The sequence below is a fragment of the Oryzomonas japonica genome (assembly GCF_008802365.1).
Lineage (GTDB): Bacteria > Desulfobacterota > Desulfuromonadia > Geobacterales > Pseudopelobacteraceae > Oryzomonas > Oryzomonas japonica.
In genome coordinates, this window is sequence record NZ_VZQZ01000007.1 from 249,950 (window position 1) to 273,002 (window position 23,053).

Below are 23,053 nucleotides of genomic sequence, written 5' to 3' on the forward strand. Positions count from 1 at the left end.
CGATGGATCAACCTGAAATCATTATAAAGCCCGGCATGGGCGCACTCCACTACTGGCGCGATATCTGGCGCTACCGGGAACTTTTTTTCTTTCTGGCATGGCGGGATATCCTGGTGCGCTATAAGCAAACCGCTATCGGTATCGCCTGGAGCGTGCTGCGGCCACTCTTGACCATGGTGGTCTTCACCATTGTCTTCGGCAAACTGGCCAAGCTCCCCTCGAACGGCGTCCCCTATCCGATCATGGTCTATGCGGCCATGTTGCCGTGGCAGTTCTTTGCCAACTCCCTCACCGAGAGCAGTAACTCCCTGATCGACAACTCAAACCTGCTCACCAAGGTCTACTTTCCCCGTCTGATCGTCCCGGCTGGCTCGGTCATCGTCAGTATGGTGGATTTTCTTATCTCCGCGATCATCCTCGGCGGGTTGATGGCCTGGTACCGTTTTGTCCCCGACATGAGAATTCTCTTCTTGCCCGCATTCTTCATGATGGCGTTCATGGCCTCCTTCGGTGCCGGGTTGTGGCTTTCCGCGCTCAACGTGCAGTATCGCGACTTTCGCTACGTGGTGCCGTTTCTGGTACAGTTCGGGCTCTACATCTCGCCGGTTGGTTTTTCCAGCGCCATTGTCCCCGAGGAGTGGCGTTTCCTGTACTTCCTTAATCCCATGGTGGGCGTCATCGACGGTTTTCGCTGGGCGCTTTTGGGCGATGCCTTCCCGGTCAACTGGCCCGGCTTCGCTCTTTCTTTCGTTCTGGTTTCCTTGATCCTTGCCAGTGGATTATTCTACTTTCGCCGCATGGAACGCAGCTTTGCGGACGTGGTGTAAGCGATGTCCACTGTCATTACCGTTGAAAATCTCGGCAAAAAATACCTCCTGCGGCACCAGTCCGGTAAACAGCCGTATGTGGCCCTGCGCGATGTACTGAGCGATGGGGTGCGGAATCTCGGCCGCAAATTGTTGGGGCGGAGCAATGCAACGGAACGTGGCGCGGAACAGGAAGAGTTTTGGGCGATCAAGGATGTGTCCTTCGAGGTGAAACAGGGGGACCGGATCGGTATCATCGGTCGTAACGGCGCCGGGAAATCAACGCTGTTGAAAATCCTGAGCCGCATCACCGAGCCGACCACCGGCAGCATTCGTATCAAAGGGAGGGTAGCCAGCCTGCTGGAAGTGGGGACTGGGTTTCACCCCGAGTTGACCGGCAGGGAAAATATCTACCTCAACGGCGCCATCCTGGGGATGGGACGGGCGGAGATAAAAAAGAAGTTCGATGAGATCGTTGACTTTGCCGAGATCGAGAAGTTTCTGGATACACCGGTAAAGCGTTACTCTTCGGGGATGTATGTGAGGCTGGCGTTTGCCGTTGCGGCGCACTTGGAACCGGAGATTCTTGTCGTCGATGAGGTACTGGCGGTTGGGGATGCTCAGTTTCAGAAGAAATGTTTGGGGAAGATGGAGGATGTGTCGGCCAAGGAAGGGCGGACGGTGTTGTTTGTCAGCCATAATATGGGGGCCATTAACAAGCTGTGCAACGATTCGATATGGATCCACCACGGTAGAATTCACGGTTTTGGAAACTCCTCCGACGTCATACGCGTCTATAACGCTTCGGTGGCCGGAGAAACCCAGACACAGCTCCCTGTCGCCGGGAATGAGTTCGCGCCATTGTCCGTAAGATCATTACAACTAGTCAATGCAGACAATGTGGAATCGGTATCTTTCTCATGTGATGAACCTGTCAGGATTTTGATGTCCCTTGAAATCAGTCACTGTATCCCCGGTATGTATGGCTATGTGGAGATATTTGACCAGTATGGAGAAACCATCCTCGTCTCCGATACTTTCGATGCAGGTGTAAATATATTGGAACAGCTTGGTGCCGGGGTGCATGATATCGAACTCCATATCCCCCCACGGACGCTTGGGCATGGCGAGTACTCTTTGACACTGGATTTTTCCAGTCCGCAGAGTGATCGAACCATAAGGCCTGACTCAACATCCGTACTCCACCTGGACCGCGTCCTTCGTTTCTCCCTTGATGATTTTACGACAACCCGGGGCAATACGAGAAGGGGGCACCTGAGCACCATTATCGCCTGGAAAACTTTAGTTCAGCACAATTCATGAAAGATATCGTCCTTCTTCATGATGGTACCCGTTTTACGTTGCGATTTCTGTTCCCGCTGAGGCAAACGCAGCACATTTTTCGAGATTGTGGCTATCGGCTACACTGGATACCTTTCGGACGCAGAAAGCCATGTCCTGAAGCGGATTTCATCGTGGTTTTACACGAGTGCCTGGAGTCGGCTCCCCCCGAGGTGCGCCTCCAGGCCCTTTCCGGGCTCCGGCACCGTTGTGATCGCCTGGTCTGGCTGGATACCTCGGACAGCACGGGGACCACGCTGTTTGAGGTCATGCCGCTGGTTGACCTCTATCTGAAGAAGCAGGTGCTCAAAGACCGGGAGATCTATCGCAAGCCGTTGTACAGCCTGAGGTATTTTTCCGACTATTACCATCGTCGCTTCAGTATAGACGACGAGCCGGTTCCACCCAGATCCGTACTGCATCCGGAGCACGACCATAAACTGCGGGTTGCTTGGAACATCCTGATCGGGGACGTGCTCGACAACAGAAGGGAACCGACCCAGAGGTCGTTCGGTGATCCGGCACACCAGCGGAGCTTCCATGTTTCCTTCAGGGGGAGCGCCGGCTACCTGCCCACCATCGATTTCCAGAGACAGCAGATCCGTGAGGTCCTCAGCCGACGCCTCGACCTGATACATCCCGATTCCTCGGTAACGGTCAGCCACCGCAAATATCTACAGGAGCTGCGAGACTCCCGGGCGGTGGTCAGCCCCTTCGGCTGGGGTGAGATCTGTTGGCGTGATGCCGAGGCGTTTATCTGCGGTGCGGCTCTGATCAAGCCGGACATGGCACATCTCGAAACATGGCCTGAGTTGTATGTTCCGGGTGAGACCTATCTGCCGTTGCGGTGGGATCTCTCCGATTTGGACGAAACCCTTACGGAATTGGTACAGAATCCTGCCCGGTTCGCCCGTATCGCAACGCAGGGGCAGGCTGCCTATCGGCAATTTCTGTCCGATGGCGAAAGACGATCCTTTGTTGAACACGTTTTAGGCATATTAGGTGAAAAACGTCCTGAAAAATCTTACCCGATTAGGAACAGCGAAGGAATGGCACAACGGTTCCTACGAAATTTTTTTGATCGGCAGTAAGATCGCAATTTTATCGGTATTTCAGGAAAGCTCGTAAGTTGGGCAAAAGAAAGAGGAAAATGTTAAGGAACATGGCCTGACTGACGATCCATCTTTGCAAAAATTCTCGCTTATTTTGTTGACTTTTGGCGACAAGCCATCCGGGAAAATTAGATGTGGAATCCGTTTGATTCAAGTAGATCAAATAAGCCAAGAATTCTGTTGCTCGCCGATAAACGTGCTTGGGCCTATGATCACTGTGCGCACAGCCTCATCCGGCATCTGGGAGATCATTACGCCTTCGATCTGCGCTATGTAAGGGATAATCCTCGCCTCAATCTCTCCTCCTATGACCTGCTCTACGTCTACTTCTGGGGCGAGGATTACCACCTTCGCTTCCCTCAGCACGGGGTGCGGGTGATCAAGGAGGTTTCCAGCCACCGATGGGAGGATGATCCCCGCTACGGTCCCTGCACGCCTGCTGCGTTCGCGGATAAGTACCTCGCTGACGCCACGGCGGTGATCTGCACTTCGCAACGGCTCTTCGGACTACTACAGGGTGTAAGGCCAGAGTTGCATCACGTCCCGAACGGCTACGACGAACGTCTCTTTCGCGACCTGGGCCGCCGCTCCGGGGGGCTTGTCATTGGCTGGGCTGGAAACCGGGCGGACCAGGTAAAGAGGGTGGCCGAACTCCTCGAACCGGCTGCGATGGGCTATCGCCTGATAACGGCTGATGGGAAGCGCTCCCGTAGGAGAATGAACGTCTTCTACAACGACATCGACGTGTACGCGATCGCCTCCCACCATGAAGGGACCCCGCTGCCGCTGCTTGAGGCGATGGCGGCCGGATGTTTCCCCGTCTGCACGGATGTCGGCGTCGTTCCGGAGATCATCGTGCATGGGGAAAATGGCCTGATCGTTGAGCCCACCCCGGAGGCGTTCAGGCGCGCATTTGCCTGGTGCCGCGATAATCTGGCGGCAGTTCGTGCGGCTGGCGCACGCAACGCCACCTTGATTCAGTCAAGGAGTTTCGGCAGGACGTCTCAGGTTTTTGGCGATATACTCCAGCACGTCGTTTCTCTTCCGAGGCCTAAAAAATGACCAAAAGCTATCTGGACCAATTGCTGGCAGTAAACAGGAGTGGGGGCGACGAAGACGGCTATCGCGCGGCTAAATATTATTATCTCAACGAACTCCTGCCGTTGCTTCCGGAACGTCGCGACATAAAGGTGCTGGAGATCGGTCCGGGATTCGGTTTTCTTCTGCGCTTCCTGCGGGAACAGGGATACCGGAATCTGAGTGCCATCGAGGCAGACCGGGACATCGTCGAACTCCTGCGCCGACGCGAAGGAGAACTCTTATCGATAGAACTCGGCGACGCACTCGATGTACTCAAAGGATATGAGTCGAGCTACGACGTGGTCATTGCCTTCGACGTAGTCGAGCACTTTACCGGCGAGGACGCACTCGTCTTCGCTCGCAGAGCCTACGACAGCCTGAGGGAAGGTGGCCGCCTTATCCTCAGGACCCCCAATATGGGGGCCCTGCTTGGAGGCTATTCGAGGTACGTCGACTATTCGCATCGAACCGGTTTTACTGAATTCAGCTTGCGCTACCTGTTGGAGGCGGCCGGGTTTTCCCAAGTCCGGACCCATCTCCCAAGCTGGCGCCCTTTTGGCTCGCTGTCGTGCAGGCTTCGGCTGTCGGCGCTGGCCACACGGCTCCTGTTCTATCTCCAGGACCGTTCCCGGCCGGAGTGTCTCGACAAAAATCTCGTACTGGTGGGAGAAAAAAAAATATGTCAGGGTGGCTCTGAAGTCGGAGAAAGGGAGCCGCTCTTTAGAAACGACGATGTTTCGTGGGATACCCCTTTTCAGGAGTTTGTAGAGTTTTGCCGGGTTTTCTGGAAGTATGGCTTCCGACAGTTGCATGGGGTCACACTCAGGGGGAGGACCATGAACCCCATGGAAACGAACGGTGCATCAGTGGCCCAGTATGCCGGAGAGGCGGATATCTCGACGCTCGGGAACGACAGTATCCGTGAGCTCTCCCAAAACCTCTGTTTCGAGGAACGCCAGGATCTTGTGGAGTTTCTCAGGTCATCGCCTGACCAGATAGCCCTACACGGCCTGTATCATACAGACTACTCGCAGATGTCGGCCGACGAACAGCACTCCGAAATACGGGAAGGTCTTTCCCTGCTCAAAAGTCTCTTTCCCGACAAGGATATCCGTTATTTCATCGCCCCTTTTAACCGGACTAACGCCGCCACCCACGACGTCTGCCGGCAATTGGGGCTGGAACTTTTGGCCACGGACGGCGTCCACCTCGAGGCGGAACTCCCCCGCCTGCGGTTACGCCCCGGCGTCTGGTATCGCTACCATCATCACCGTTTCTACCCGGAAAGCACCTTCAATTACTACAAACTCTCCATTTCCCTGCTGGATCGCGCCCTCAGTAAGGGGGTGAGGGCATGATCCAGCGCTTCATTGACCGCCTGAAGCAACTGCCGCTTCGGGAACCATCCCTCAGACGCCCTGAGATTGTCAGCGTGCTGGCGCATCACGGGGTCGAACCATGGTTCCTCTATGCTTACGATGAGTGGAGGAGCCGCTGGCATGTCTGGCGCGGCTTGCTGTGGGCGATAAAAAACGTTGAACATGGAGGAAATGTTCTGGAGACCGGCTGCGGCTGCGGCTGGAACCTTTTTTGGCTGGCGGCGAACGGTTTTGGCTCCCTCACTGGTCTTGACATCAACGCCGCTGCAGTCGTCGCCGGAAACGAGTTGGCCCAAGGAACGGGGTTTCCTGTGAGGCTTCGGTGCGACAACGCCCTCGACCCCGGTTCCTTGGCGGATGGCCCTTTCCATCTGATCCTGGCCCTCAACTGGACGTATCATGTCCCGGAATTTGAACTGGGGCGATTCTTAGAGCGTTATGGCGGGCTTCTGGTTCCTGGCGGCGTGTTGCTGCTCGACACGATAGAAAAGTCCTTCAATGCTCATCCCAACAACCGCTACCTTACCTCCGATTGGGGCAAGCCTGAATGGGAGATGCGCCCGAGCGAATACCTGCATCGCTTCAGCCAGGGAGAGGTGCGGGAGATTGCAGCTTCACGCGGCTATCAAATCGAGGCAACCTACAGCAGGAAGGGAACGATTCCCCGCTCCCTCTATATTCTACGACGGAGTTAATTGTCATGCTTGCCGGTAAGAAGATCATATTCCTACTGGGAAACATGGAACTGGGGGGCGCTGAACGGCAGGCAATGCTTCTCGCCCGGCACCTGCAGGAACGGGAGCATGCCCGAATTGAAGTCTGGGGAATCGGTGAACCGGGACGGGTGGCGCAGATGTGCGACGATTCCGGAATACCATGGGAAAATATTCCCCTCAATTTTGGTGCCGGAGTCGTAAGGGACTTCATCGAGGTTGTTCGATTCTCCCGACGACTTCGTGAAGCAGCGCCCGATGTGTTGCTTCCCTATACCTGGTTTCCCAATGTCCTCTGCGGCCTTGTCTGGCGTTTTTCCGGACCCGGGATCTGCGTCTGGAACCAGCGTGATAGTGGTGTTTTTCTCGACCCAACGCGTGTGGTGCACCGCCTGGCGGTGAAACTCACCCCATTTTTCGTCTCCAACAGCACCCATGCGGCCACCTTTCTTATGGACAGGTTCAGGGTGGATCGGCAGCGCTTGGCAGTAATACCGAACGGAGTTCGGCTGGAACTGCCTCGTAACGACCGCATTTCCTGGCGAGACCGCCTTGGTGCCGGAGAAGGCGATTTTGTCGGCTGCATGGTGGCGAATTTCAGCCAACTCAAGGACCACGGGACGGCTGTCAGGGCTTGGCGCAGGGTTGTTGGCCAACTCGCAGCATGCAACCGCCGTGCATTGCTGGTTCTGGCCGGCAGGGACGATGGAACGGCACACAGCATCAGTTTGTTGATCCGGGAGCTTGGTCTTGGCGGGGATGTCCGCATACTGGACGCTGTAGATGATGTACCGGGTTTGCTTGCCGCATGCGATATGGGTGTGCACTGTTCTGAACATGAAGGATGCCCCAATGCTGTTTTGGAGGAGATGGCGGTCGGACTTCCCGTGGTTGCCTCGGACAATAGCGGCGTGCGGATGGTCCTTGGGGAGGGAGGGGAGGTTTTCCTTGCCCCATACCGGGATTCGGAAGGCCTTGCCCAACGGATACTTGAATTTGCCATGGACGGTCACTACCGGGCCAAAGTTGGCAAAAATAATAAACAAAGAATTTTAGACTGTTATAGTGTCGAAGCCATGTGTAGCCATGCCACAAGATTTATTGAAAATGCCTTCAAGGGGTAGATGCCGTCTTGTACATCCTTCGCGGAAGGACAAAATATTGAAAATCACCATTGGTATTACAGTCTTTAATCGGCTCGATTATATCAGGAAAATGTGTCTTTCCCTGCGACACTCGATAGGCCTTGAACAGTGCTCCATCAGGATTTATGACGACTGCAGCGATGCATTCGGCGTGGATGAGATCAAAAAAGAATTCCCATTTGTCACGGAATTCAGGAGAAGGAGGCGCAATCTCGGGTCGGACTTGAATATTCAGCAGATGTATCTGGATTTTCTTGAAACCGGTGACGACGTTTTGATCAATTGTGATTCCGACATGATCTTCCATGGCGAGTGGCTTACCAAGATACGAGAGCTGCTTCCGTTTACCGATGGCGTTCTCAGTTGCTATAATTCGACCTTGCATATTCCTGTAGAGGATTTTGTCATTGAAAACGAGAAAATGGTAAGAAAAGATTCCATAGGATCTGCCGGTACCGTTTTTACCCGCGATATCGTACAGTGCATCGTCAATAATGTTAAGCCTTCATACAAATATGATTGGGACTGGTCTAGGTATCTGTCTTCCAAGGGGGTCCGTCTGTTTGTTACCGAACGCTCATATATTCAGCACATCGGCATCGTGGGACAGAATTGTGATGCCTCCCGGATTATCGATTACGGCCTGAATTTTTTCCCTTCAAACGAAGATACCTTAATGCTGAATGTGGCTTTTTTCGAGCAAGTTATCAGGGCTATGCAGGAAGCTGTCGAGCAAAAAAACCACTACTATTATTTTAAATATCAGGTGCCGAAGTACAAAATTTTACAATGGATTATAGAACCATTGAGTTTGTTAAAAAAAAGATTTAAATATGGGGCCATTAATAAGTAGAACTATCATGATTGGCATAACGGTCAATGAATATTATTATTAATGCCACATGTCTGACGGCAAATGGCAATACCGGGATCGAGCGTTTTGCTCTTCACATCTGTAAAGAGTTATACCGTATCGATAACAGTGTCAACATTGTCAGTTCTCTGCCAATAGCGGGTCTTCCTTTTGCGGGAGCACCATGCATCCTGAAATCAGCACAACAATTTCTTGGCAAAAATGAATATTATGTGCGGGGGTTATGGGACCAGACATTATTCAGGTCGTTCGTTGCCCGGCATAAGGCTGATGTTGTCTTCTTTCCCATCCAGGACGGCATGCTTTTCCCCCCGGCACGTCAGATCGTCACGGTTCATGACCTGCACTATCTGCATTTTGACGAGGATGTACCAGAATGTCAGCGTGAGATTCCTGCTCATAGGAGATTACTCTACCGGCATAAAATGCCGCATATTCTGAGAAAATCCGCCGCCATTGTTACGGTTTCAGAAGTAACAAAGAATGACTTGGAGGCCACCTATAAAATAGATCCTGATAAGATCCACGTCATATACAACGGTTACGATGAAGCCCGTTTTCGTATTCTGAGCGATCCGTATCCGGTATTGGCACGCTATGGTCTGCAGGATGGCGAATATTTCCTTTATGTTGGCAGTATCCTCAAGCACAAAAATATCACGCGTCTTGTCAGGGCATTTGCCATGCTAAATGGTAATTCCATACTTGTTCTTGCGGGTGTGTGCAAGGATCGTCCGTATCTCAAGGAAATAATGAAGACAATTGACGAATTGCGGTTGCCATTGGAAAAAATACGCTATCTCGACTATGTTTCCGATGAGGATCTGCCCTATCTCTATAATGGTGCAACTGCCTTGTTGTTGCCTTCTCTGCACGAAGGTTTCGGAGTTCCCATAATCGAGGCCATGGCTTGCGGAACTCCGGTTATCACTTCCAACTGTTCGGCTATGCCGGAAATTGCCGGAAATGCTGCTTTGCTCGTAGATCCCTATTCGGTTAAGAGCATTGCCGCTGCCATGCAAGAACTTCTCAACAACCTGCAACATGCAGAAGCATTGAGGATGGCCGGGCTGGAAAGGGTCACGATGTTCAAGTGGTCAACTTCGGCACAAAAACTCTACGACTTGTGCAAATCAGTGAGTGAATCATGAAAATCCTCATCCTCGGAGCCGGTCCCACTGGCCTGGGCGCCGCCTACCACCTCAACAAGCTTGGCCACACCGACTGGCGGCTCTTCGAACGCAACGGCCATGTGGGCGGCCTTTCTGCCTCTTTTCTTGATGATTCTGGTTTTACCTGGGACGTCGGCGGGCATGTCCTCTTCTCTCATTACGAATACTTCGACAAGGCCGTTGCCAAAGCCTTGGGCGATACGTACTACGAACACCAGCGGGAGAGCTGGGTCCGTATCCTGCAAACCTGGGTGCCGTATCCTTTCCAGAACAATGTGCGCCATCTCCCATATGACGCCTTGCAGGCGTGCGTCAAAGGGCTGCGTAATCTCCAGGGAAACCCATTGCAGACAACCAATTTTCGCGACTGGATGGATACGGTCTTTGGCAACGGCATCGTAAAATACTTCATGGAGCCCTACAACCGCAAGGTGTGGGGTGTGCCGCTGGAAACCATGAGCAAGGAATGGATCGCCGAGCGGGTAAGCATGGTGGACCTGGCCTGCATTGAAAAAAACATTGCCGATGAACGGGACGATCTGAGCTGGGGACCGAACAATACCTTCAAATTTCCGAAGCTGGGAGGGACCGGGGCGATCTACGAGGGAATTGCCGGGTCGTTCAGGGACTGGATCCATCTGAACCACGAGATGCAGACGGTCGATCTGGAAGCGAAACAGGTCAGGTTCACCAACGGCAGGGTGGAGTCGTATGATGTGCTGATCACTACGGCTCCTCTGGACGTGTTTGTCAGGTCATGCAACTCCATGCCGGAAGCGGTTGTTACCGCCACGGATGGCCTGGTCCATAACGGCGGTCTGATCGTTGGGCTCGGGTTTGACGGGGGCCGGACGGATACAAAGTGCTGGATGTATTTCCCGGAGAACAACAGCCCATTCTACCGGGTGACAAATTTCCACAACTATTCTCCCTACAATGTGCCTAACAGCGACACGGACCGCTCCTTTTCCCTTATGTGCGAGACCACCTACTCGCCACACAAACCGGAGTCTTCGGCGACCATCGTGGGTGAAACGATCCAGGGGCTTATCAAGAGTGGCATGATCGAGAACCGGCAGAGTGAGGATATTGTCAGCCGTTATCTGATCGATATTCCTTACTCCTATCCGGTGCCGACGTTGGGGCGGGATAGGGCGCTTAACCTGATCCAGCCATATCTCGAATCAAGGGACGTTTATTCCCGCGGACGTTTCGGCGCCTGGAAATACGAGGTAGGCAACATGGATCACTCCTTCATGCAGGGGGTAGAAGTGGTTGACCGGTTGTTGGCGGGAGCAGAAGAAAAGGTTATCAACGGAAAGGGTTGACAGGGCTTGAGCCGGTGGGCAAGTTGCAACTACTCAAAGGGCTTGATTCATGTATCGGCAGGATTGCCGTCTGGGGTGCCGCGCTCATTCCGCAACGACTGCCGGTTGGGCCCCCCTGTTCATTCCTTCTCATCCGCCCCGGTGGCATCGGCGACGCCGTACACCTGATCCCCGCAATCAGCGCCATCAAGTCTGCATACCCGGACGCGGGCATCGACATCCTCGCCGAAAAACGCAACAGCGCTATCTTCATCCTCTCCCCCTATATCCGCCATGTCTTCCATTATGACCGGCCGGCCGAGTTGTTCCGCGCCCTGTGCACCGCCTACGATGTGGTCATCGACACCGAACAGTGGCACCGCCTGTCGGCTGTTGTCGCCCGCATGACCCGCACGCCTGTGCTGATAGGCTATGCCACTAACGAGCGCGCACGCCTGTTTACCCATCCCGCGCCCTACTCCCAGGGCGAGTATGAGATTGACAGCTTTTTCAGACTGCTTGTGCCGTTAGGTATCGAGCCGCACGAGGTGGTTTTCCCTTTTCTCGATGTTCCCGGCGAAGCGGTGGAACAGGGGGACGCGCTTCTGGGGGAGATCAAAGGAAAGGCATACGTGATCATTTTCCCCGGCGCCAGTATCCCGGAACGACAATGGGGAGCGGAAAGGTTCAGGAAAGTCGCTGAAATGCTGACTGCATTTGGGATAGCGGTTGTCGTGGTGGGGGGCAGAGAAGACGAGCGGCAGGGAGAGATTATCGTTGCCGGCGGGGCGGGGCTGAACTTGGCGGGCCGGACCTCGTTGTCCGAAACCGCGGCGGTTATTCAGAAAAGCGTCCTGCTGGTAAGCGGTGATTCCGGCGTGTTGCACATTGCCGTGGGGCTAGGGGTTCCGACCGTGTCGTTGTTCGGGCCGGGAAGGGCGAAAAAATGGGCGCCGCGGGGAGAGCACCATCTGGTGATCGATAAGGTGCTCACCTGTTCCCCCTGCACAACCTTCGGCACCACGCCCCCATGCCCCATCGCTGCCCGGTGCATGCGGGACATCACCGTCGATGAGGTCTGCAACGCCGTGACCGTCCTGCTGACTGCCACGGGGGGCCTTCCTTCTTCCTGTTATCGGAACAAAGAAGGAGAGGAACGGCGTTCCTAACGTCTCCTAGGCCTCGATGGGCGCAGGTTCGCAGAGATTCTCGGCGCAATTGGCCTCAGCGCCGCAGGTGAAGCAGTAGAACTTGGGGGCGGTGGTGATGCGCGCGATCTCCTCTGTTTTTCCGTTGCTTCTGAGCATACACATGTGGCTGTGAGTGGTTGCGCCGCAACGGCAGGTTGCTGTCGTCATGTTTTCCCTCCTTTGTTGAGATATGTTCTCTGTTTCTATATACCAATATCATCATACGGGCAAGAGCCGGGCTCTGTCGCTGGTCCGGCGAGTATTTTTTATTCGCAGACCGCCGACAAATATGGTACATTTTTTCGGTTAATACCTTTTTTCAATGAGGAGAAACGCCGAGATGCCATTCAAGCCCACATCCCTTCTCGTGACCGGTGGCGCCGGTTTCATCGGTTCCAACTTCATCCATTCCTTCATCGCCGCCAACCCCGGCTGCGACGTGACCAATCTGGATTGCCTGACCTATGCGGGCAATCTGAAAAATCTGACCGCAGTGGAGAATAACCCCCGCTACCGTTTCATCAAGGGGGACATCTGCGATGCCTCCCTGGTGGCGACCATTCTGAAGGAACGGTCGGTCGATGCGGTGGTTCATTTTGCCGCAGAATCCCATGTGGACCGCTCCATTACCGGTCCCGAGATCTTCGTGCGCACCAATGTGCTGGGGACGCAGGTCCTGCTGGAGGAGAGTCGCCGACACTGGCAGTCCGGGGCGGTGCCTGATTTTCGCTATCTCCAGATATCGACGGACGAGGTCTACGGTTCCCTTGGCGAAACCGGCTTTTTTACCGAACAGACCCCTCTGGCCGCCAACTCCCCCTATTCGGCCAGCAAGGCCGGCGCGGACCTGCTGGTGCGGGCCTATCACGAAACCTACGGCATGCCGACCCTCAATACCCGTTGTTCCAATAACTATGGCCCCTACCACTTCCCCGAGAAACTGATCCCGCTCATGATCCACAATATCATTACCAAAAAACCGCTTCCGGTTTACGGCGATGGTCTCAATGTGCGCGACTGGCTGCATGTGCGCGACCACGCCGTGGCGGTGGAGACGGTTCTGAAACATGCCGCCCCCGGCTCAGTCTACAACATCGGCGGCAACAACGAGTGGAAGAACATCGATATCGTTCATCTGGTCTGCGACCTGCTGGATGCGCGGTTGGGCCGTTCCGCCGGCGAGAATCGCAGCCTGATCGTTTTTGTAAAGGACCGTCCCGGCCATGATCGTCGCTATGCCATTGACGCTTCAAAGTTGAAGCGCGATCTGGGCTGGGGGCCTGCCTACACCTTTGAGCGGGGCATCGCCGAGACCATCGACTGGTACCTGGCCAATCAGGAGTGGGTGGCCGAGGTCACCTCCGGCGCGTACCGCGAATACTACACACAACAATACGGGGGCAAACAATGATTCTGGTGGTTGGAGCCAACGGCATGCTGGGACGGGATTTGATGCCCCTGCTCGGCGACCGGGGACGGGGGGTGGATATCGATGGGATCGACATCACCTCCCTGGAGTCCGTGGAACGCGTTCTCACGGCGGTACGTCCGTCGGTGGTGATAAATTGCGCCGCATACACCGACGTGGACGGTTGCGAGAGCAATCAGGAAACCGCCATGCGGGTCAATGGGGAAGGGGTGGGCCATCTGGCCATGGCGAGCCGCACGATCGGAGCGCGTCTGGTCCAGATCAGTAGCGATTATGTCTTTGACGGCAGCAAGGGCACTCCCTACCTGGAAGACGACGCCCCCAACCCCCTCAGCGTCTATGGCGAGTCCAAGCTGGCCGGCGAGATGAACGCGGCCGTCAACCCCGATCACCTGATCGTGCGCACCCAATGGCTCTACGGCCTCCACGGCAAGAACTTCGTCGAAACCATGCTGCGCTTAGGCTCAGAGCGGGATGAACTTTCGGTGGTGGACGACCAGGTCGGTTCGCCCACCTGGACCGTGGACCTGGCCCACGCCGTTGTGGCTCTGCTGGAAAAGGGGTGCCGGGGCGTGTACCATGCCGCCAACGAGGGGTACTGTTCGTGGAACGATTTTGCCCGCGCCATCTTTCAGGAGGCGGGTATGGCGGTAAAGGTCACTGCCATGACCACCGAGCAGTTGAACCGTCCGGCGAGGCGCCCGCTCTATTCAACGCTGGACTGCGGCAAGCTGGCGCGTGACGGCGGCTATCGGCCGCAGCCGTGGCGGGATGCGCTGCGGTCGTATTTGAAATTGAGAAAATAACTGTTTACAGGGAGATGTTCATGGAACGAGGAGAACGCCCTTGGGGGGAATACGTTGTACTGGATGAGAATGCCAGCTACAAGATCAAGCGCATCGAGGTCAAGCCGGGACAACGTTTGTCGTTGCAGAAACACCACCACCGCAGCGAGCACTGGATCGTCGTATCCGGCATTGCCAAGGTCACCTGTGGCGATGAGGAGTTTTTCGTCAATGTCAACGAATCCACCTTTATCCCGATCGGGAAGAACCACCGCCTGGAAAATCCGGGGAAGATCCCTCTGGTAATCATCGAGGTGCAGAGCGGCGAGTATCTCGGTGAAGACGATATCGTCCGTTTTGATGATGATTACAACCGTTGTTCTTTGCCCGATGCCTCTTAACGTTCTGCTGCGGATATACATGTCTAACTATTTAAAATATATCGCTATCATCTTTTTGCTGCTGGTGCTGCCGGCCTGCGCCACCACATCCACGACGGTTGTGGACGAGGAGGTGGTCACCAACAAGCAACCGATGGCAACCTATAAATCCCTGGTCATCCGCAACTTCGAACTGAATCGCGAATTGTACACCAGCGTCCCGGAAGGGCGCATGGGCGAGCGCGAACGGCGCTATGCCCAGATGCCGGCGGAATTTGCCGAGCAGATAGAGCGTTACGTCCGCTCACGGCATACCTATCAGGAGGTGGCTCGCGACGGTCAGGTAACCGGGACGACGCTTGTGCTGAAGGGACGCTTTACCAGGATCGGGCGCTTCCGCATCTCCATCACGGCAACACTGTACGATGGCGCCACCGGCCAGGAGGTCGCCTATTTCCGTCAAACCCTGTGGGATGTCTTCGACACCAGTGAGACCCTCAGCAGCCTGGCCCGGGAAGTGGCCGACTTCATAGACCGCATTCAATACAAGTAAGGAAGGGGCTCTTCGTGTACATCGTGATCCTTGCCGGCGGTTCCGGCACCCGCTTCTGGCCCCTGTCCCGGGCTGCGCGTCCCAAACAGCTCATCTCCATCACCGGGGACAGGACCATGCTCCAGCGGACGGTGGAGCGGGTGCTGCCGCTCCACCCTAAACGCATCCTGGTGATCACCAACCAGATTCAGGCCGAAGAGACCGAACTGCAACTCTCCCGGTACCGGGATGTGCCCATCGATGTCATCGCTGAGCCGTCTGCCCGGAATACCGCCCCGGCCATCGGGCTCGCCGCCGCCATCATTGCCGCCCATGACCCGACCGGGATCATGGCGGTCCTGCCTGCGGACCATTTCATCAAGGACGAGGAGAGCCTTCGGGCAACCCTGGTCCATGCCGGTCATGCGGCGCGCAATGGTTACCTGGTGACCCTGGGGATCATGCCATCCCGCCCCGAGACCGGCTACGGCTATATCGAGGCCGATCTGGAACTGCGGGGCGACGGACCGTTCCCGGTGCGCCGCTTCGTGGAAAAGCCGCCCCTTGTACAGGCGATCCGCTATCTGGAAGAGGGCAATTTCTTCTGGAACAGCGGGATGTTCATCTGGCGCTGCGATACGATCCTGAGCGAGATCGCCTTCTATCTGCCCGACTTGGGGTGGGCCTTGTCGGGAATCTCGTTTACCAGCGATGTGTGGGAACTCTCCGATCTGGCAGCGCAGATCAAGGCGATGTACGACTCGATTGAAGGTGTTTCCATCGATTATGCCGTTATGGAAAAGTCCTCCAAGGTGCAGGTGGTGCCGGTCGAAATGGGATGGAGCGACGTAGGGAGCTGGAGCGCGTTGCCCGAGGTGGTTGCCCCGGATGCCTCCGGTACGGTGTGCATCAATGCCGCCGGTCATGTCGCGATAGATTCGACCGATTGCCTGATCTACGCCGATGGCAAGGTCGTGGCCACGATCGGGGTCAAGGGGCTGGTGGTGGTTTCAACCCCCGATGCCTTGTTGGTATGCGATCGTGAGCGGGCTCAGGACGTGAAAAAGGTTGTCGAACAACTGGCGGAGCGCGGACTTACTTCCTGTCTGTAGGAGGGCGTTTCATGACAGACGAACATTCGGCTCTTCCCGTGACCCGGTTTGCCCCTGCCGGACGGGCTTCCAACGAGCTCCTGGCGGAACAGCGGCGCGCCGTTCTCCGTGAAGAGGTTGTGGATGCCCTCATCCAGGCCATGCCGGGTTATGCGATGCTGGTGAACGAACAGCGGCAGATCGTGGCCTTGAACCGTAACGTGCTCACGCTTATCGGGACTGCCGACGATGCAGTGCTGGTAGGCAAGCGCCTCGGCGAAGCGCTTAACTGCGTTCATGTTGGCGATTTACCCGGCGGGTGCGGTACGGGAGCCTATTGTTCCGTATGCGGCGTTGTACTCGCCCTTTTGGATAGCCAACAAAGCGGCGGGCCGATCGTGCGGGAGTGCTTGGTCACCTTGCAGGGGGACCAGGCTCTTGCCCTCGATATGCAGGCAACGGCAACCCCGCTGCAGATCCATGACCAGAAGTTCACCGTAATGGTGCTCCAGGATATCAGCAGTGAAAAGCGTCGTCAGGTCCTGGAACGCCTTTTTTTCCACGACGTCATCAACACGACGGGTGGCATTCATGGTTTGGCCTCTCTCCTGGCGGAACAGGAAGATGTGCCGGAGCGCGTGCAGACTGAGTATGTCGCCTGGCTTGTGGCACTATCGGAAAATCTGCTGGACGAGATTCGGGGCCAACGCAACCTGTTGGAAGCGGAACAGGGAGAGCTTGTACCGGAAATATCCCCGGTAAGCATCCGGGCGGTACTACAGGAAACCACCCGGCTGTTCAACTATCACGACAAAACCCCCGGCAGGAACCTGGTGCTGAAGGATGGGCCTGATTGCACCGTTACCACCGACGCGGCCATCCTGCGGCGGATCGTCGGCAACATGACGCTGAATGCCCTTGAGGCAACGCCGGTGGGAGGCGTGGTGACCATTTCGGCGGATACGGATGGCGCCTGGGTAACCATTGATGTGCATAACCGGGGTGTCATCCCGCAGGAGGTACAGTTGCAACTGTTCAAGCGCTCCTTCAGCACAAAATCGTTGTCGGGTCGCGGTATCGGCACGTACAGCATGAAACTGTTCGGAGAACGCTATCTCAAGGGCAAGGTTTCCTTCAAAAGTTGTCAGGATGAAGGGACTACCTTTACGTTTGCCCTGCCCCTTGGTTAGAGCCCGGTGCGGTTCATGGGTTTGGTGAACTAACTGCACAGAATTCATGCTGTTTTTTTTGTCACATTCGTCAACCCGTACGCTTGTGTCGGTTGACTATTGGGGGAGCTGTGGAAATTTCTATTCAACAAGAGTTGGAGAAGATTCGGGAGCGGGGATTGTACCGCAAGACGCATCTTATCGAGGGACGCCAATCGGCGTGGGTGGAGATGGGCGGTAAAAAGGTGCTGCTGCTCTGCTCCAACAACTATTTGGGGCTTGCCGACCATCCGGCCTTGATCGAGGCTGCGGTCAACGCAACAACGCAGTTTGGCGTTTCGAGCGGCGCCTCGCGGCTCGTGTCCGGCACCATGGAACTGCATGAGCGCCTGGAGGCTGCGGTTGCCCGCTTCAAACATACCGAGGCTGCGCTGCTTTTCAACAGCGGCTATGCCGCCAATACCGGCATCATTTCGGCTTTGGTCGGGCGCGGCGACATCATCTTTTCCGACCGGCTCAACCATGCCAGCATCATTGACGGCGCGCTTCTGTCCGGCGCCCAGTTGGTGCGCTATCCCCATAACGATCACAACGCCCTGGCCCGGTTGCTGGAAAAACAGCGGGGTTCTGGGCGCGCCCTGATCGTTACGGACGGCGTCTTTAGCATGGATGGCGATATTGCCCCCCTCAGGGAACTGGTCGGGCTCAAAGCCGCCCATGGGGCGCTCTTGATGGTGGATGACGCCCACGGCAGCGGGGTTCTCGGCGAACAGGGGAGGGGGACGACTGAGATGCTGGGCATCACGGAGGGTGTGGATGTCCTCATGGGGACCTTCGGCAAGGCCCTGGGGAGTTACGGCGCCTATGCCTCTGTTTCGCAGGAGTTGCGGGAGTTGTTGCTCAATCGGGCCCGCAGCTTTATCTTTTCCACCTCCCTGCCGCCGTCGGTGCTGGCGGCGTCCCTGGCGGCCATCGAACTGGTGCAGTCGCCGGAAGGGGCGAACCGGCGGGAGCAGCTCCGCCGCAATAGCGACCTGTTCAGAAACAGCATGCGCTCGGCCGGTTTTACGCTCCCCGATGGGGCCACTCAGATCGTACCGCTCGTGACCGGGCAGGCCGACACCACCATGAGGTTTTCCGAGATGCTGTTGGATGAAGGATTATACGTCCAGGGGATACGTCCCCCCACCGTACCTGCCGGTGCCTGCCGGCTCCGTTTTACCCTCATGGCGACCCATGGCAGCGACGACCTGACCTGGGCTGCGGAGCGGATCATTGCGGTCGGCCGGCGTTTGGGGGTTATCTGATGCCGTGGTATGAAGGGTGTGGCGGTGAACGCCTCTGGTATCGGGAACAGGGGCAGGGACCTGCCCTGGTACTGATCCATGGCTGGTGCATGTCCTCTGCCATATGGCGCTTCCAGCTCGACCGGCTCTCTGACGGTTTCCGCGTGATCGCTCCGGACCTGCGCGGCCACGGGGATTCCCCACACGGCTCCGCCGAATGCTGCCGTGAGACCTTCGTTGCCGACCTTGCGGCGCTTTTCCGCCATCTCGACCTGCATGGCGCCATCCTGGCGGGCTGGTCCCTGGGCACCCAAGTGGCCATAAGCGCAGTACCCCTGCTCAGGGAACGGCTGGACGGGTTGGCACTGATCTGCGGTACGCCTTGCTTCACCTCCCGGGCGGATTTCCCCCATGGGCTCTCCCCGGTCGAGGCCGAGGGCATGGCCCTCAAGGTCCGTCGCAACCTGAAACGGGCCCTTGAGGGGTTTGCCGCACGCATGTTCGCCCCCGGCGAACTGGTCGGGACTGACCGCTCGGACGAGGTCCGTGCCCTGGTGGCTGGGATACCGGCTCCGGAAACGGAGGTGGCGCTTCAATCCCTGACATCGCTCGCGGAGGCCGACGTGAGGTCAGAGCTTGCGGCCATCGACCTGCCGACCCTGGTGATCAGTGGCGGACTCGATCCGATCTGTCCCGCTCCGGCTTCGGCCTACATGGCGGAACGGATACCCTCCTGCCGCCATGTGACATATGCAGGCTGCGGTCATGCACCATTCCTGACCCATTGCGACGCAGTAAATGCCCGTCTTACGGATTTCTGCCGGGAGGTGCAGGGCAGTGTTTGACAGGCGCAAGGTCGGCAGATCATTTCACCGGCATGCTGATGCATACGACCGGTTCGCTTCCGTGCAACAGCGGGTGGTGCGGCGCCTTATGGAACTGTTGGAGGCACATATCAACGTGGCTCCCCGCACCGCGTTGGATATCGGGTGCGGCACCGGGGCGCTGGTGGGCGCTCTGAAGCGGCGCTATCCAAACACCATGTGCTGCGGGCTCGACCTGGCCTTCAATATGCTCGTCCAGGCCGGCGCCAAGGGGGGGAAGGGGTGCCTGCTCGTCAATGGCGACGCAGAACATCTCCCTTTCCAGGGGGGGGCATTCGATCTTGTGGTCTCAGCATCGACTTTGCAATGGCTCGATTCCCTGGATGGCTGTCTCGAAGAGTGCCGGAGGGTGGTCAAGCGGGATGGAGTGATCGCCCTGGCCTTTTTTGGAGGCACTACACTGTGGGAATTGCAGGAGTGCTACCGCGAGGCGCTCTCCCGGCGTACGTCGGGAGACGACCCGCGTATGGGGCGTCTGCATCGTTTCATGGGGATCGAGGCGGTGCGGCAGGCGGTGGAGCGGCTTGACGTCGGGGAAGCGCTGGTGACCAGCGAGACCGAGATGGAGTATCATCCCGATGTGCCGGGGCTCCTCTCGTCCATCAAGGGGATCGGCGCCGGTGCGGCGTCGCGGGGTGGTGCCGGGGGGCTCGGGTGGCGCGGCATTCTCAAGGATATGTCCGAGGCCTACCAGCGGCGCTTCTTTGTGGATGGAAAGATCCCTGCAACCTATGAGGTAATCTACCTCATAGTAAAACCGGCATAAACTCCACCATCAGTCAGAGTGCGGCGATAATCTTCTTGGCCAGGGGGTGAATGACGCTGTAGTGCACTTCGACCCCTTCCCGTTTACCCTCGATGATCCCTTTATGCTTCAACAGGGCCAGGTGTTGGGATACCGTGGCTTGGGGCAGGTTGAGACACTCCCAGATATGTTTCACATTACATTCCTGGGTGCAGAGGCCGGCCACGATCTTGAGCCTGATCGGATGGCCCAGTACCTTCAAAACCTCCGCCTCGGCTGCAAATTGTTTATTGACGCTGAATTCCATGGGTTGCCTCGTATAAAAGATTATGAAAAAGAATATATATTGATTTTTAGGCTGTCAAGGAGAAAAGTCCCGGAGTAATTGATAATATCTGAGGCAGGTGGCCGGTCAGCCGGGGAAGATGTCCTTACTCAGGTGGCAGGCCGCAAAGTGGCCGTCCCGTTTTTCTTCCAGCACCGGCGGGGTGGTGCGGCAGAGTTCCACGGCATAGCGGCAGCGGGGGTGAAAACGGCATCCCGGGGGGATGGCCAGGGGAGACGGGAGGTCGCCGGCAAGGACGACCGCCGTGTGTCCCGGCTGGCCGCTGATGCGCGGGATGGCTGCGATCAGCGCCTCGCTATAGGGGTGCTGATACTGCTGGAAGAGCTGGGCTGCCGACGCACTCTCGACGATCACCCCCAGGTACATGACCAGCACCCGGTCGCAGATATGCCGCAGGACCGAAAGATCGTGGGAGATGATGGCCATGGTCAGGTGGTGTTCGGACTTCATGGTCTGGAGAAGATTGATGATCTGGGCCTGGATGGAGATGTCCAGGGAGGAAACCGGTTCGTCGGCGATGATGATCTCGGGCGACGAGGCCAAAGCGCGCGCAATGCCGATGCGCTGGCGCTGACCGCCGGAGAATTCGTCGGGGAAACGGTTGGCGTGCTCCGCCTTCAGACCGACGGTTTCCAAGAGCTGCAGCATTGTTGCGCGTATCGCCTGCCGTGAACTGCCTCCGTCAATGATCAACGGTTCTGCGATGGAGTCGCCGATGCGCATGCGCGGGTTCAGGGAGGAGAAGGGGTCCTGGAAGATCATCTGAGTCCGCCGGCGGAATCGTTCCCGTTCCGCCGGAGGAAGCGTGTGGATCGCCCTGCCGCAGTAACGGACCTCCCCGCCGTCGGGGGGCATAAGGCCGGCCAGTATCTTGCCCAGGGTCGATTTCCCGCACCCGGACTCACCGGCAATACCGACGGTTTCTCCCCTGGCGATCTCCACGTCAACCCCGTCAACCGAGGTGAGCAGCCCTGTTTGCGAGGCGGGTCCGGCACTGACCCGGAACTGTTTGCGGAGCTTTATTCCGCTGAGAAGTGACTGATTCGGTGTCATAGGCGTTTCCAGCAGCGTACGTAGTGTCCGGGAGAAACCTCCTCCAGCTCGGGGACCTGGGTCCGGCATGGGGGGAAGGCCACGGGGCAGCGCTCGCAGAAGCCGCAACCGGACAGTTCTTTGGTCAGGCCGGGAGGCTGCCCCGGAAGGGTAGTAAGTGGCTGTCCCGGTTGCGCGTTCTGGGGAAGGGATGCCAAAAGTGCAGCGGTATAGGGGTGCCGGGGGACGCCGAGGAGTTCCGCTGTCGGGGCCGATTCCACGATGCGGCCGGCATACATGACGCAGGTTCTCTCGGATCGCTCGGCCACAATGCCCAGATCGTGGGTGATCAGCAGGATGCCCATGTCCGCCGACTGCCGGAGGGAGTCGATCAGTTCAAGAATCTGGGCCTGGATAGTGACATCCAGGGCGGTCGTCGGCTCGTCGGCTATCAAGAGCGCCGGGTTGCAGGCCAGGGCCATGGCGATCATCACCCGCTGGCGCATGCCGCCGCTCAATTGGTGGGGGTAGTCGCGCATGCGGTCGCCGGAGGACGGTATCCCCACCTTGCGCAGCAACTCCTCGCCGTATTCGGCCGCCTCGCGGCGAGACATGCCCCGGTGCAGCCGGAGCGGTTCCCCAACCTGCTCCCCGATGCGCAGGACCGGGTTGAGTGAGGTCATGGGCTCCTGGAATACCATGGATATCCTGCTGCCCCGGATGGAACGCATGGCATCCTCGGGGAGCGGGACGAGATCGGCCCCGTCGAAGGTGATCGCGCCGGAGCGGATGAAACCTGGCGAGGGGATGAGCCGCATGATGGAGAGGGCGGTCAATGACTTGCCCGATCCCGATTCGCCCACAAGGGCAACGGTGCTTCCCCTGTCGACCTCCATGCTGACGTCGTTGACCGCCGTCAGGACTCCGTGCGGTGTTCTGAAACAGGTGCTCAGGTTTTTGATCGAGAGGAGTGTGCTCACCAGCGTCCCCTGCCGGAAGGTGATTGGGGCCGTGTTGGACGAAACAGTGATATGGTGGTGTCGTGACGAGTCATTGCGGCGTCAGTGTAACCAGTCTCCCGCCACTTTACAACGGTAAATTTTCGGAACGGCCCCACAGTGGCCGTGACCTTACCCCTTCAATAGAACCAGTTCTTGCTTAGGTTTTTCGGTCTTTTGTTCTTTTTCAAATGTTCTTGCAAACTCAGTCGGTGCCATGCCGTTCAGTGAGCTGTGCGGCCTTTCCGAGTTGTAAT

The 23,053-nt window shown here is 57.0% G+C and carries 24 protein-coding genes; 20 read left to right on the forward strand and 4 right to left on the reverse strand.

Annotation, left to right across the window (positions count from 1 at the left end; translation table 11 throughout):
- Positions 1-2 precede the first annotated feature (2 nt).
- The 11 genes from F6V25_RS12425 to F6V25_RS12475 all read left to right on the forward strand — a co-directional run bounded on the left by F6V25_RS12425 (position 3) and on the right by F6V25_RS12475 (position 12,098).
- Complete coding sequence (locus tag F6V25_RS12425) at positions 3-827, forward strand: ABC transporter permease (protein WP_151128870.1); 825 nt, start codon at positions 3-5, stop codon at positions 825-827.
- A gap of 3 nt (positions 828-830) precedes the next feature.
- Positions 831-2,129: an ABC transporter ATP-binding protein gene (locus F6V25_RS17295; protein WP_151128871.1), complete on the forward strand. Its 1,299-nt coding sequence runs from the start codon at positions 831-833 to the stop codon at positions 2,127-2,129.
- A complete protein-coding gene (locus tag F6V25_RS12435) occupies positions 2,126-3,238 on the forward strand; it encodes a glycosyltransferase family protein (RefSeq protein ID WP_151128872.1) in 1,113 nt (370 codons plus the stop codon). Before F6V25_RS17295 ends, F6V25_RS12435 begins: the two co-directional genes overlap by 4 nt.
- 153 nt (positions 3,239-3,391) lie before the next feature.
- On the forward strand, positions 3,392-4,321 hold the full coding sequence (locus tag F6V25_RS12440) for a glycosyltransferase family 4 protein (RefSeq protein WP_151128873.1): 930 nt from the start codon (positions 3,392-3,394) through the stop codon (positions 4,319-4,321).
- Complete coding sequence (locus F6V25_RS12445) at positions 4,318-5,697, forward strand: methyltransferase domain-containing protein (RefSeq protein WP_151128874.1); 1,380 nt, start codon at positions 4,318-4,320, stop codon at positions 5,695-5,697. Before F6V25_RS12440 ends, F6V25_RS12445 begins: the two co-directional genes overlap by 4 nt.
- Positions 5,694-6,413, forward strand: a complete 720-nt coding sequence (locus F6V25_RS12450) for a class I SAM-dependent methyltransferase (protein ID WP_151128875.1) — start codon at positions 5,694-5,696, stop codon at positions 6,411-6,413. The genes F6V25_RS12445 and F6V25_RS12450 overlap by 4 nt, the downstream gene beginning before the upstream one ends.
- A gap of 5 nt (positions 6,414-6,418) precedes the next feature.
- Complete coding sequence (locus F6V25_RS12455; protein WP_191966179.1) at positions 6,419-7,555, forward strand: glycosyltransferase; 1,137 nt, start codon at positions 6,419-6,421, stop codon at positions 7,553-7,555.
- 37 nt (positions 7,556-7,592) lie between these two features.
- Entirely contained in the window at positions 7,593-8,429 is an 837-nt protein-coding gene (locus tag F6V25_RS12460; RefSeq protein ID WP_151128877.1) for a glycosyltransferase, read from the forward strand.
- Positions 8,430-8,455: 26 nt separating this feature from the next.
- On the forward strand, positions 8,456-9,601 hold the full coding sequence (locus F6V25_RS12465) for a glycosyltransferase family 4 protein (protein WP_151128878.1): 1,146 nt from the start codon (positions 8,456-8,458) through the stop codon (positions 9,599-9,601).
- The gene (locus F6V25_RS12470; RefSeq protein WP_151128879.1) at positions 9,598-10,950 is read left to right on the forward strand and encodes a protoporphyrinogen/coproporphyrinogen oxidase; all 1,353 of its coding nucleotides are present in this window, start codon (positions 9,598-9,600) and stop codon (positions 10,948-10,950) included. Before F6V25_RS12465 ends, F6V25_RS12470 begins: the two co-directional genes overlap by 4 nt.
- Before the next feature lie 14 nt (positions 10,951-10,964).
- Entirely contained in the window at positions 10,965-12,098 is a 1,134-nt protein-coding gene (locus F6V25_RS12475; RefSeq protein WP_420849984.1) for a glycosyltransferase family 9 protein, read from the forward strand.
- A gap of 6 nt (positions 12,099-12,104) precedes the next feature.
- Here the strand turns inward: F6V25_RS12475 and F6V25_RS12480 are convergent, their stop codons facing one another.
- Positions 12,105-12,287, reverse strand: a complete 183-nt coding sequence (locus F6V25_RS12480) for a hypothetical protein (RefSeq protein WP_151128881.1) — start codon at positions 12,285-12,287, stop codon at positions 12,105-12,107.
- Between the two features lie 172 nt (positions 12,288-12,459).
- Here F6V25_RS12480 and rfbB point away from each other — a divergent pair, with 172 nt between their 5' ends.
- The 9 genes from rfbB to F6V25_RS12525 all read left to right on the forward strand — a co-directional run bounded on the left by rfbB (position 12,460) and on the right by F6V25_RS12525 (position 20,441).
- Complete coding sequence (gene rfbB, locus F6V25_RS12485) at positions 12,460-13,530, forward strand: dTDP-glucose 4,6-dehydratase (RefSeq protein ID WP_151128882.1); 1,071 nt, start codon at positions 12,460-12,462, stop codon at positions 13,528-13,530.
- Complete coding sequence (gene rfbD / locus F6V25_RS12490; RefSeq protein ID WP_151128883.1) at positions 13,527-14,354, forward strand: dTDP-4-dehydrorhamnose reductase; 828 nt, start codon at positions 13,527-13,529, stop codon at positions 14,352-14,354. The genes rfbB and rfbD overlap by 4 nt, the downstream gene beginning before the upstream one ends.
- A gap of 20 nt (positions 14,355-14,374) precedes the next feature.
- The gene (locus tag F6V25_RS12495) at positions 14,375-14,734 is read left to right on the forward strand and encodes a cupin domain-containing protein (protein WP_246152898.1); all 360 of its coding nucleotides are present in this window, start codon (positions 14,375-14,377) and stop codon (positions 14,732-14,734) included.
- 19 nt (positions 14,735-14,753) lie between these two features.
- Positions 14,754-15,266 (forward strand): hypothetical protein, encoded by a 513-nt coding sequence (locus F6V25_RS12500; RefSeq protein ID WP_151128884.1) that lies wholly within the window; start codon positions 14,754-14,756, stop codon positions 15,264-15,266.
- Between the two features lie 14 nt (positions 15,267-15,280).
- Positions 15,281-16,357, forward strand: coding sequence for a mannose-1-phosphate guanylyltransferase (locus F6V25_RS12505; RefSeq protein ID WP_151128885.1), 1,077 nt, complete (start codon positions 15,281-15,283; stop codon positions 16,355-16,357).
- Positions 16,358-16,368: 11 nt separating this feature from the next.
- Positions 16,369-17,526 (forward strand): sensor histidine kinase, encoded by a 1,158-nt coding sequence (locus F6V25_RS12510; protein WP_151128886.1) that lies wholly within the window; start codon positions 16,369-16,371, stop codon positions 17,524-17,526.
- 110 nt (positions 17,527-17,636) lie between these two features.
- Positions 17,637-18,812 (forward strand): 8-amino-7-oxononanoate synthase, encoded by a 1,176-nt coding sequence (bioF, locus tag F6V25_RS12515; protein WP_151128887.1) that lies wholly within the window; start codon positions 17,637-17,639, stop codon positions 18,810-18,812.
- Positions 18,812-19,636 carry an alpha/beta fold hydrolase gene (locus F6V25_RS12520; protein ID WP_151128888.1) on the forward strand — a complete coding sequence of 275 codons (825 nt, stop codon included), beginning with the start codon at positions 18,812-18,814 and terminating at the stop codon, positions 19,634-19,636. Before bioF ends, F6V25_RS12520 begins: the two co-directional genes overlap by 1 nt.
- Positions 19,590-20,441, forward strand: coding sequence for a methyltransferase domain-containing protein (locus F6V25_RS12525; protein ID WP_151128889.1), 852 nt, complete (start codon positions 19,590-19,592; stop codon positions 20,439-20,441). The genes F6V25_RS12520 and F6V25_RS12525 overlap by 47 nt, the downstream gene beginning before the upstream one ends.
- 13 nt (positions 20,442-20,454) lie before the next feature.
- Here F6V25_RS12525 and F6V25_RS12530 read toward each other — a convergent pair whose 3' ends face one another.
- From F6V25_RS12530 to F6V25_RS12540, 3 genes are all read right to left on the reverse strand, one after another.
- Positions 20,455-20,727 (reverse strand): ArsR/SmtB family transcription factor, encoded by a 273-nt coding sequence (locus F6V25_RS12530; protein ID WP_151128890.1) that lies wholly within the window; start codon positions 20,725-20,727, stop codon positions 20,455-20,457.
- A 105-nt stretch (positions 20,728-20,832) separates the two neighbouring features.
- Positions 20,833-21,819 carry an ABC transporter ATP-binding protein gene (locus F6V25_RS12535; protein ID WP_151128891.1) on the reverse strand — a complete coding sequence of 329 codons (987 nt, stop codon included), beginning with the start codon at positions 21,817-21,819 and terminating at the stop codon, positions 20,833-20,835.
- Entirely contained in the window at positions 21,816-22,778 is a 963-nt protein-coding gene (locus tag F6V25_RS12540) for an ABC transporter ATP-binding protein (RefSeq protein ID WP_151128892.1), read from the reverse strand. The genes F6V25_RS12535 and F6V25_RS12540 overlap by 4 nt, the downstream gene beginning before the upstream one ends.
- Between the last annotated feature and the right edge of the window lie 275 nt (positions 22,779-23,053).

Bases quoted from the DNA above. Each gene is read 5' to 3' on its own strand.
- F6V25_RS12470 (WP_151128879.1), top strand. From the start codon at position 9,598: ATGAAAATCCTCATCCTCGGAGCCGGTCCCACTGGCCTGGGCGCCGCC.
- F6V25_RS12455 (WP_191966179.1), top strand. From the start codon at position 6,419: ATGCTTGCCGGTAAGAAGATCATATTCCTACTGGGAAACATGGAACTG.
- F6V25_RS12450 (WP_151128875.1), top strand. From the start codon at position 5,694: ATGATCCAGCGCTTCATTGACCGCCTGAAGCAACTGCCGCTTCGGGAA.
- F6V25_RS17295 (WP_151128871.1), top strand. From the start codon at position 831: ATGTCCACTGTCATTACCGTTGAAAATCTCGGCAAAAAATACCTCCTG.
- F6V25_RS12480 (WP_151128881.1), bottom strand. From the start codon at position 12,287: ATGACGACAGCAACCTGCCGTTGCGGCGCAACCACTCACAGCCACATG.
- F6V25_RS12495 (WP_246152898.1), top strand. From the start codon at position 14,375: ATGGAACGAGGAGAACGCCCTTGGGGGGAATACGTTGTACTGGATGAG.
- F6V25_RS12435 (WP_151128872.1), top strand. From the start codon at position 2,126: ATGAAAGATATCGTCCTTCTTCATGATGGTACCCGTTTTACGTTGCGA.
- rfbB (WP_151128882.1), top strand. From the start codon at position 12,460: ATGCCATTCAAGCCCACATCCCTTCTCGTGACCGGTGGCGCCGGTTTC.
- F6V25_RS12530 (WP_151128890.1), bottom strand. From the start codon at position 20,727: ATGGAATTCAGCGTCAATAAACAATTTGCAGCCGAGGCGGAGGTTTTG.
- F6V25_RS12520 (WP_151128888.1), top strand. From the start codon at position 18,812: ATGCCGTGGTATGAAGGGTGTGGCGGTGAACGCCTCTGGTATCGGGAA.
- F6V25_RS12445 (WP_151128874.1), top strand. From the start codon at position 4,318: ATGACCAAAAGCTATCTGGACCAATTGCTGGCAGTAAACAGGAGTGGG.
- F6V25_RS12465 (WP_151128878.1), top strand. From the start codon at position 8,456: ATGAATATTATTATTAATGCCACATGTCTGACGGCAAATGGCAATACC.
- F6V25_RS12425 (WP_151128870.1), top strand. From the start codon at position 3: ATGGATCAACCTGAAATCATTATAAAGCCCGGCATGGGCGCACTCCAC.
- F6V25_RS12525 (WP_151128889.1), top strand. From the start codon at position 19,590: ATGCCCGTCTTACGGATTTCTGCCGGGAGGTGCAGGGCAGTGTTTGAC.
- F6V25_RS12500 (WP_151128884.1), top strand. From the start codon at position 14,754: ATGTCTAACTATTTAAAATATATCGCTATCATCTTTTTGCTGCTGGTG.
- F6V25_RS12440 (WP_151128873.1), top strand. From the start codon at position 3,392: ATGTGGAATCCGTTTGATTCAAGTAGATCAAATAAGCCAAGAATTCTG.
- F6V25_RS12510 (WP_151128886.1), top strand. From the start codon at position 16,369: ATGACAGACGAACATTCGGCTCTTCCCGTGACCCGGTTTGCCCCTGCC.
- F6V25_RS12535 (WP_151128891.1), bottom strand. From the start codon at position 21,819: ATGACACCGAATCAGTCACTTCTCAGCGGAATAAAGCTCCGCAAACAG.
- rfbD (WP_151128883.1), top strand. From the start codon at position 13,527: ATGATTCTGGTGGTTGGAGCCAACGGCATGCTGGGACGGGATTTGATG.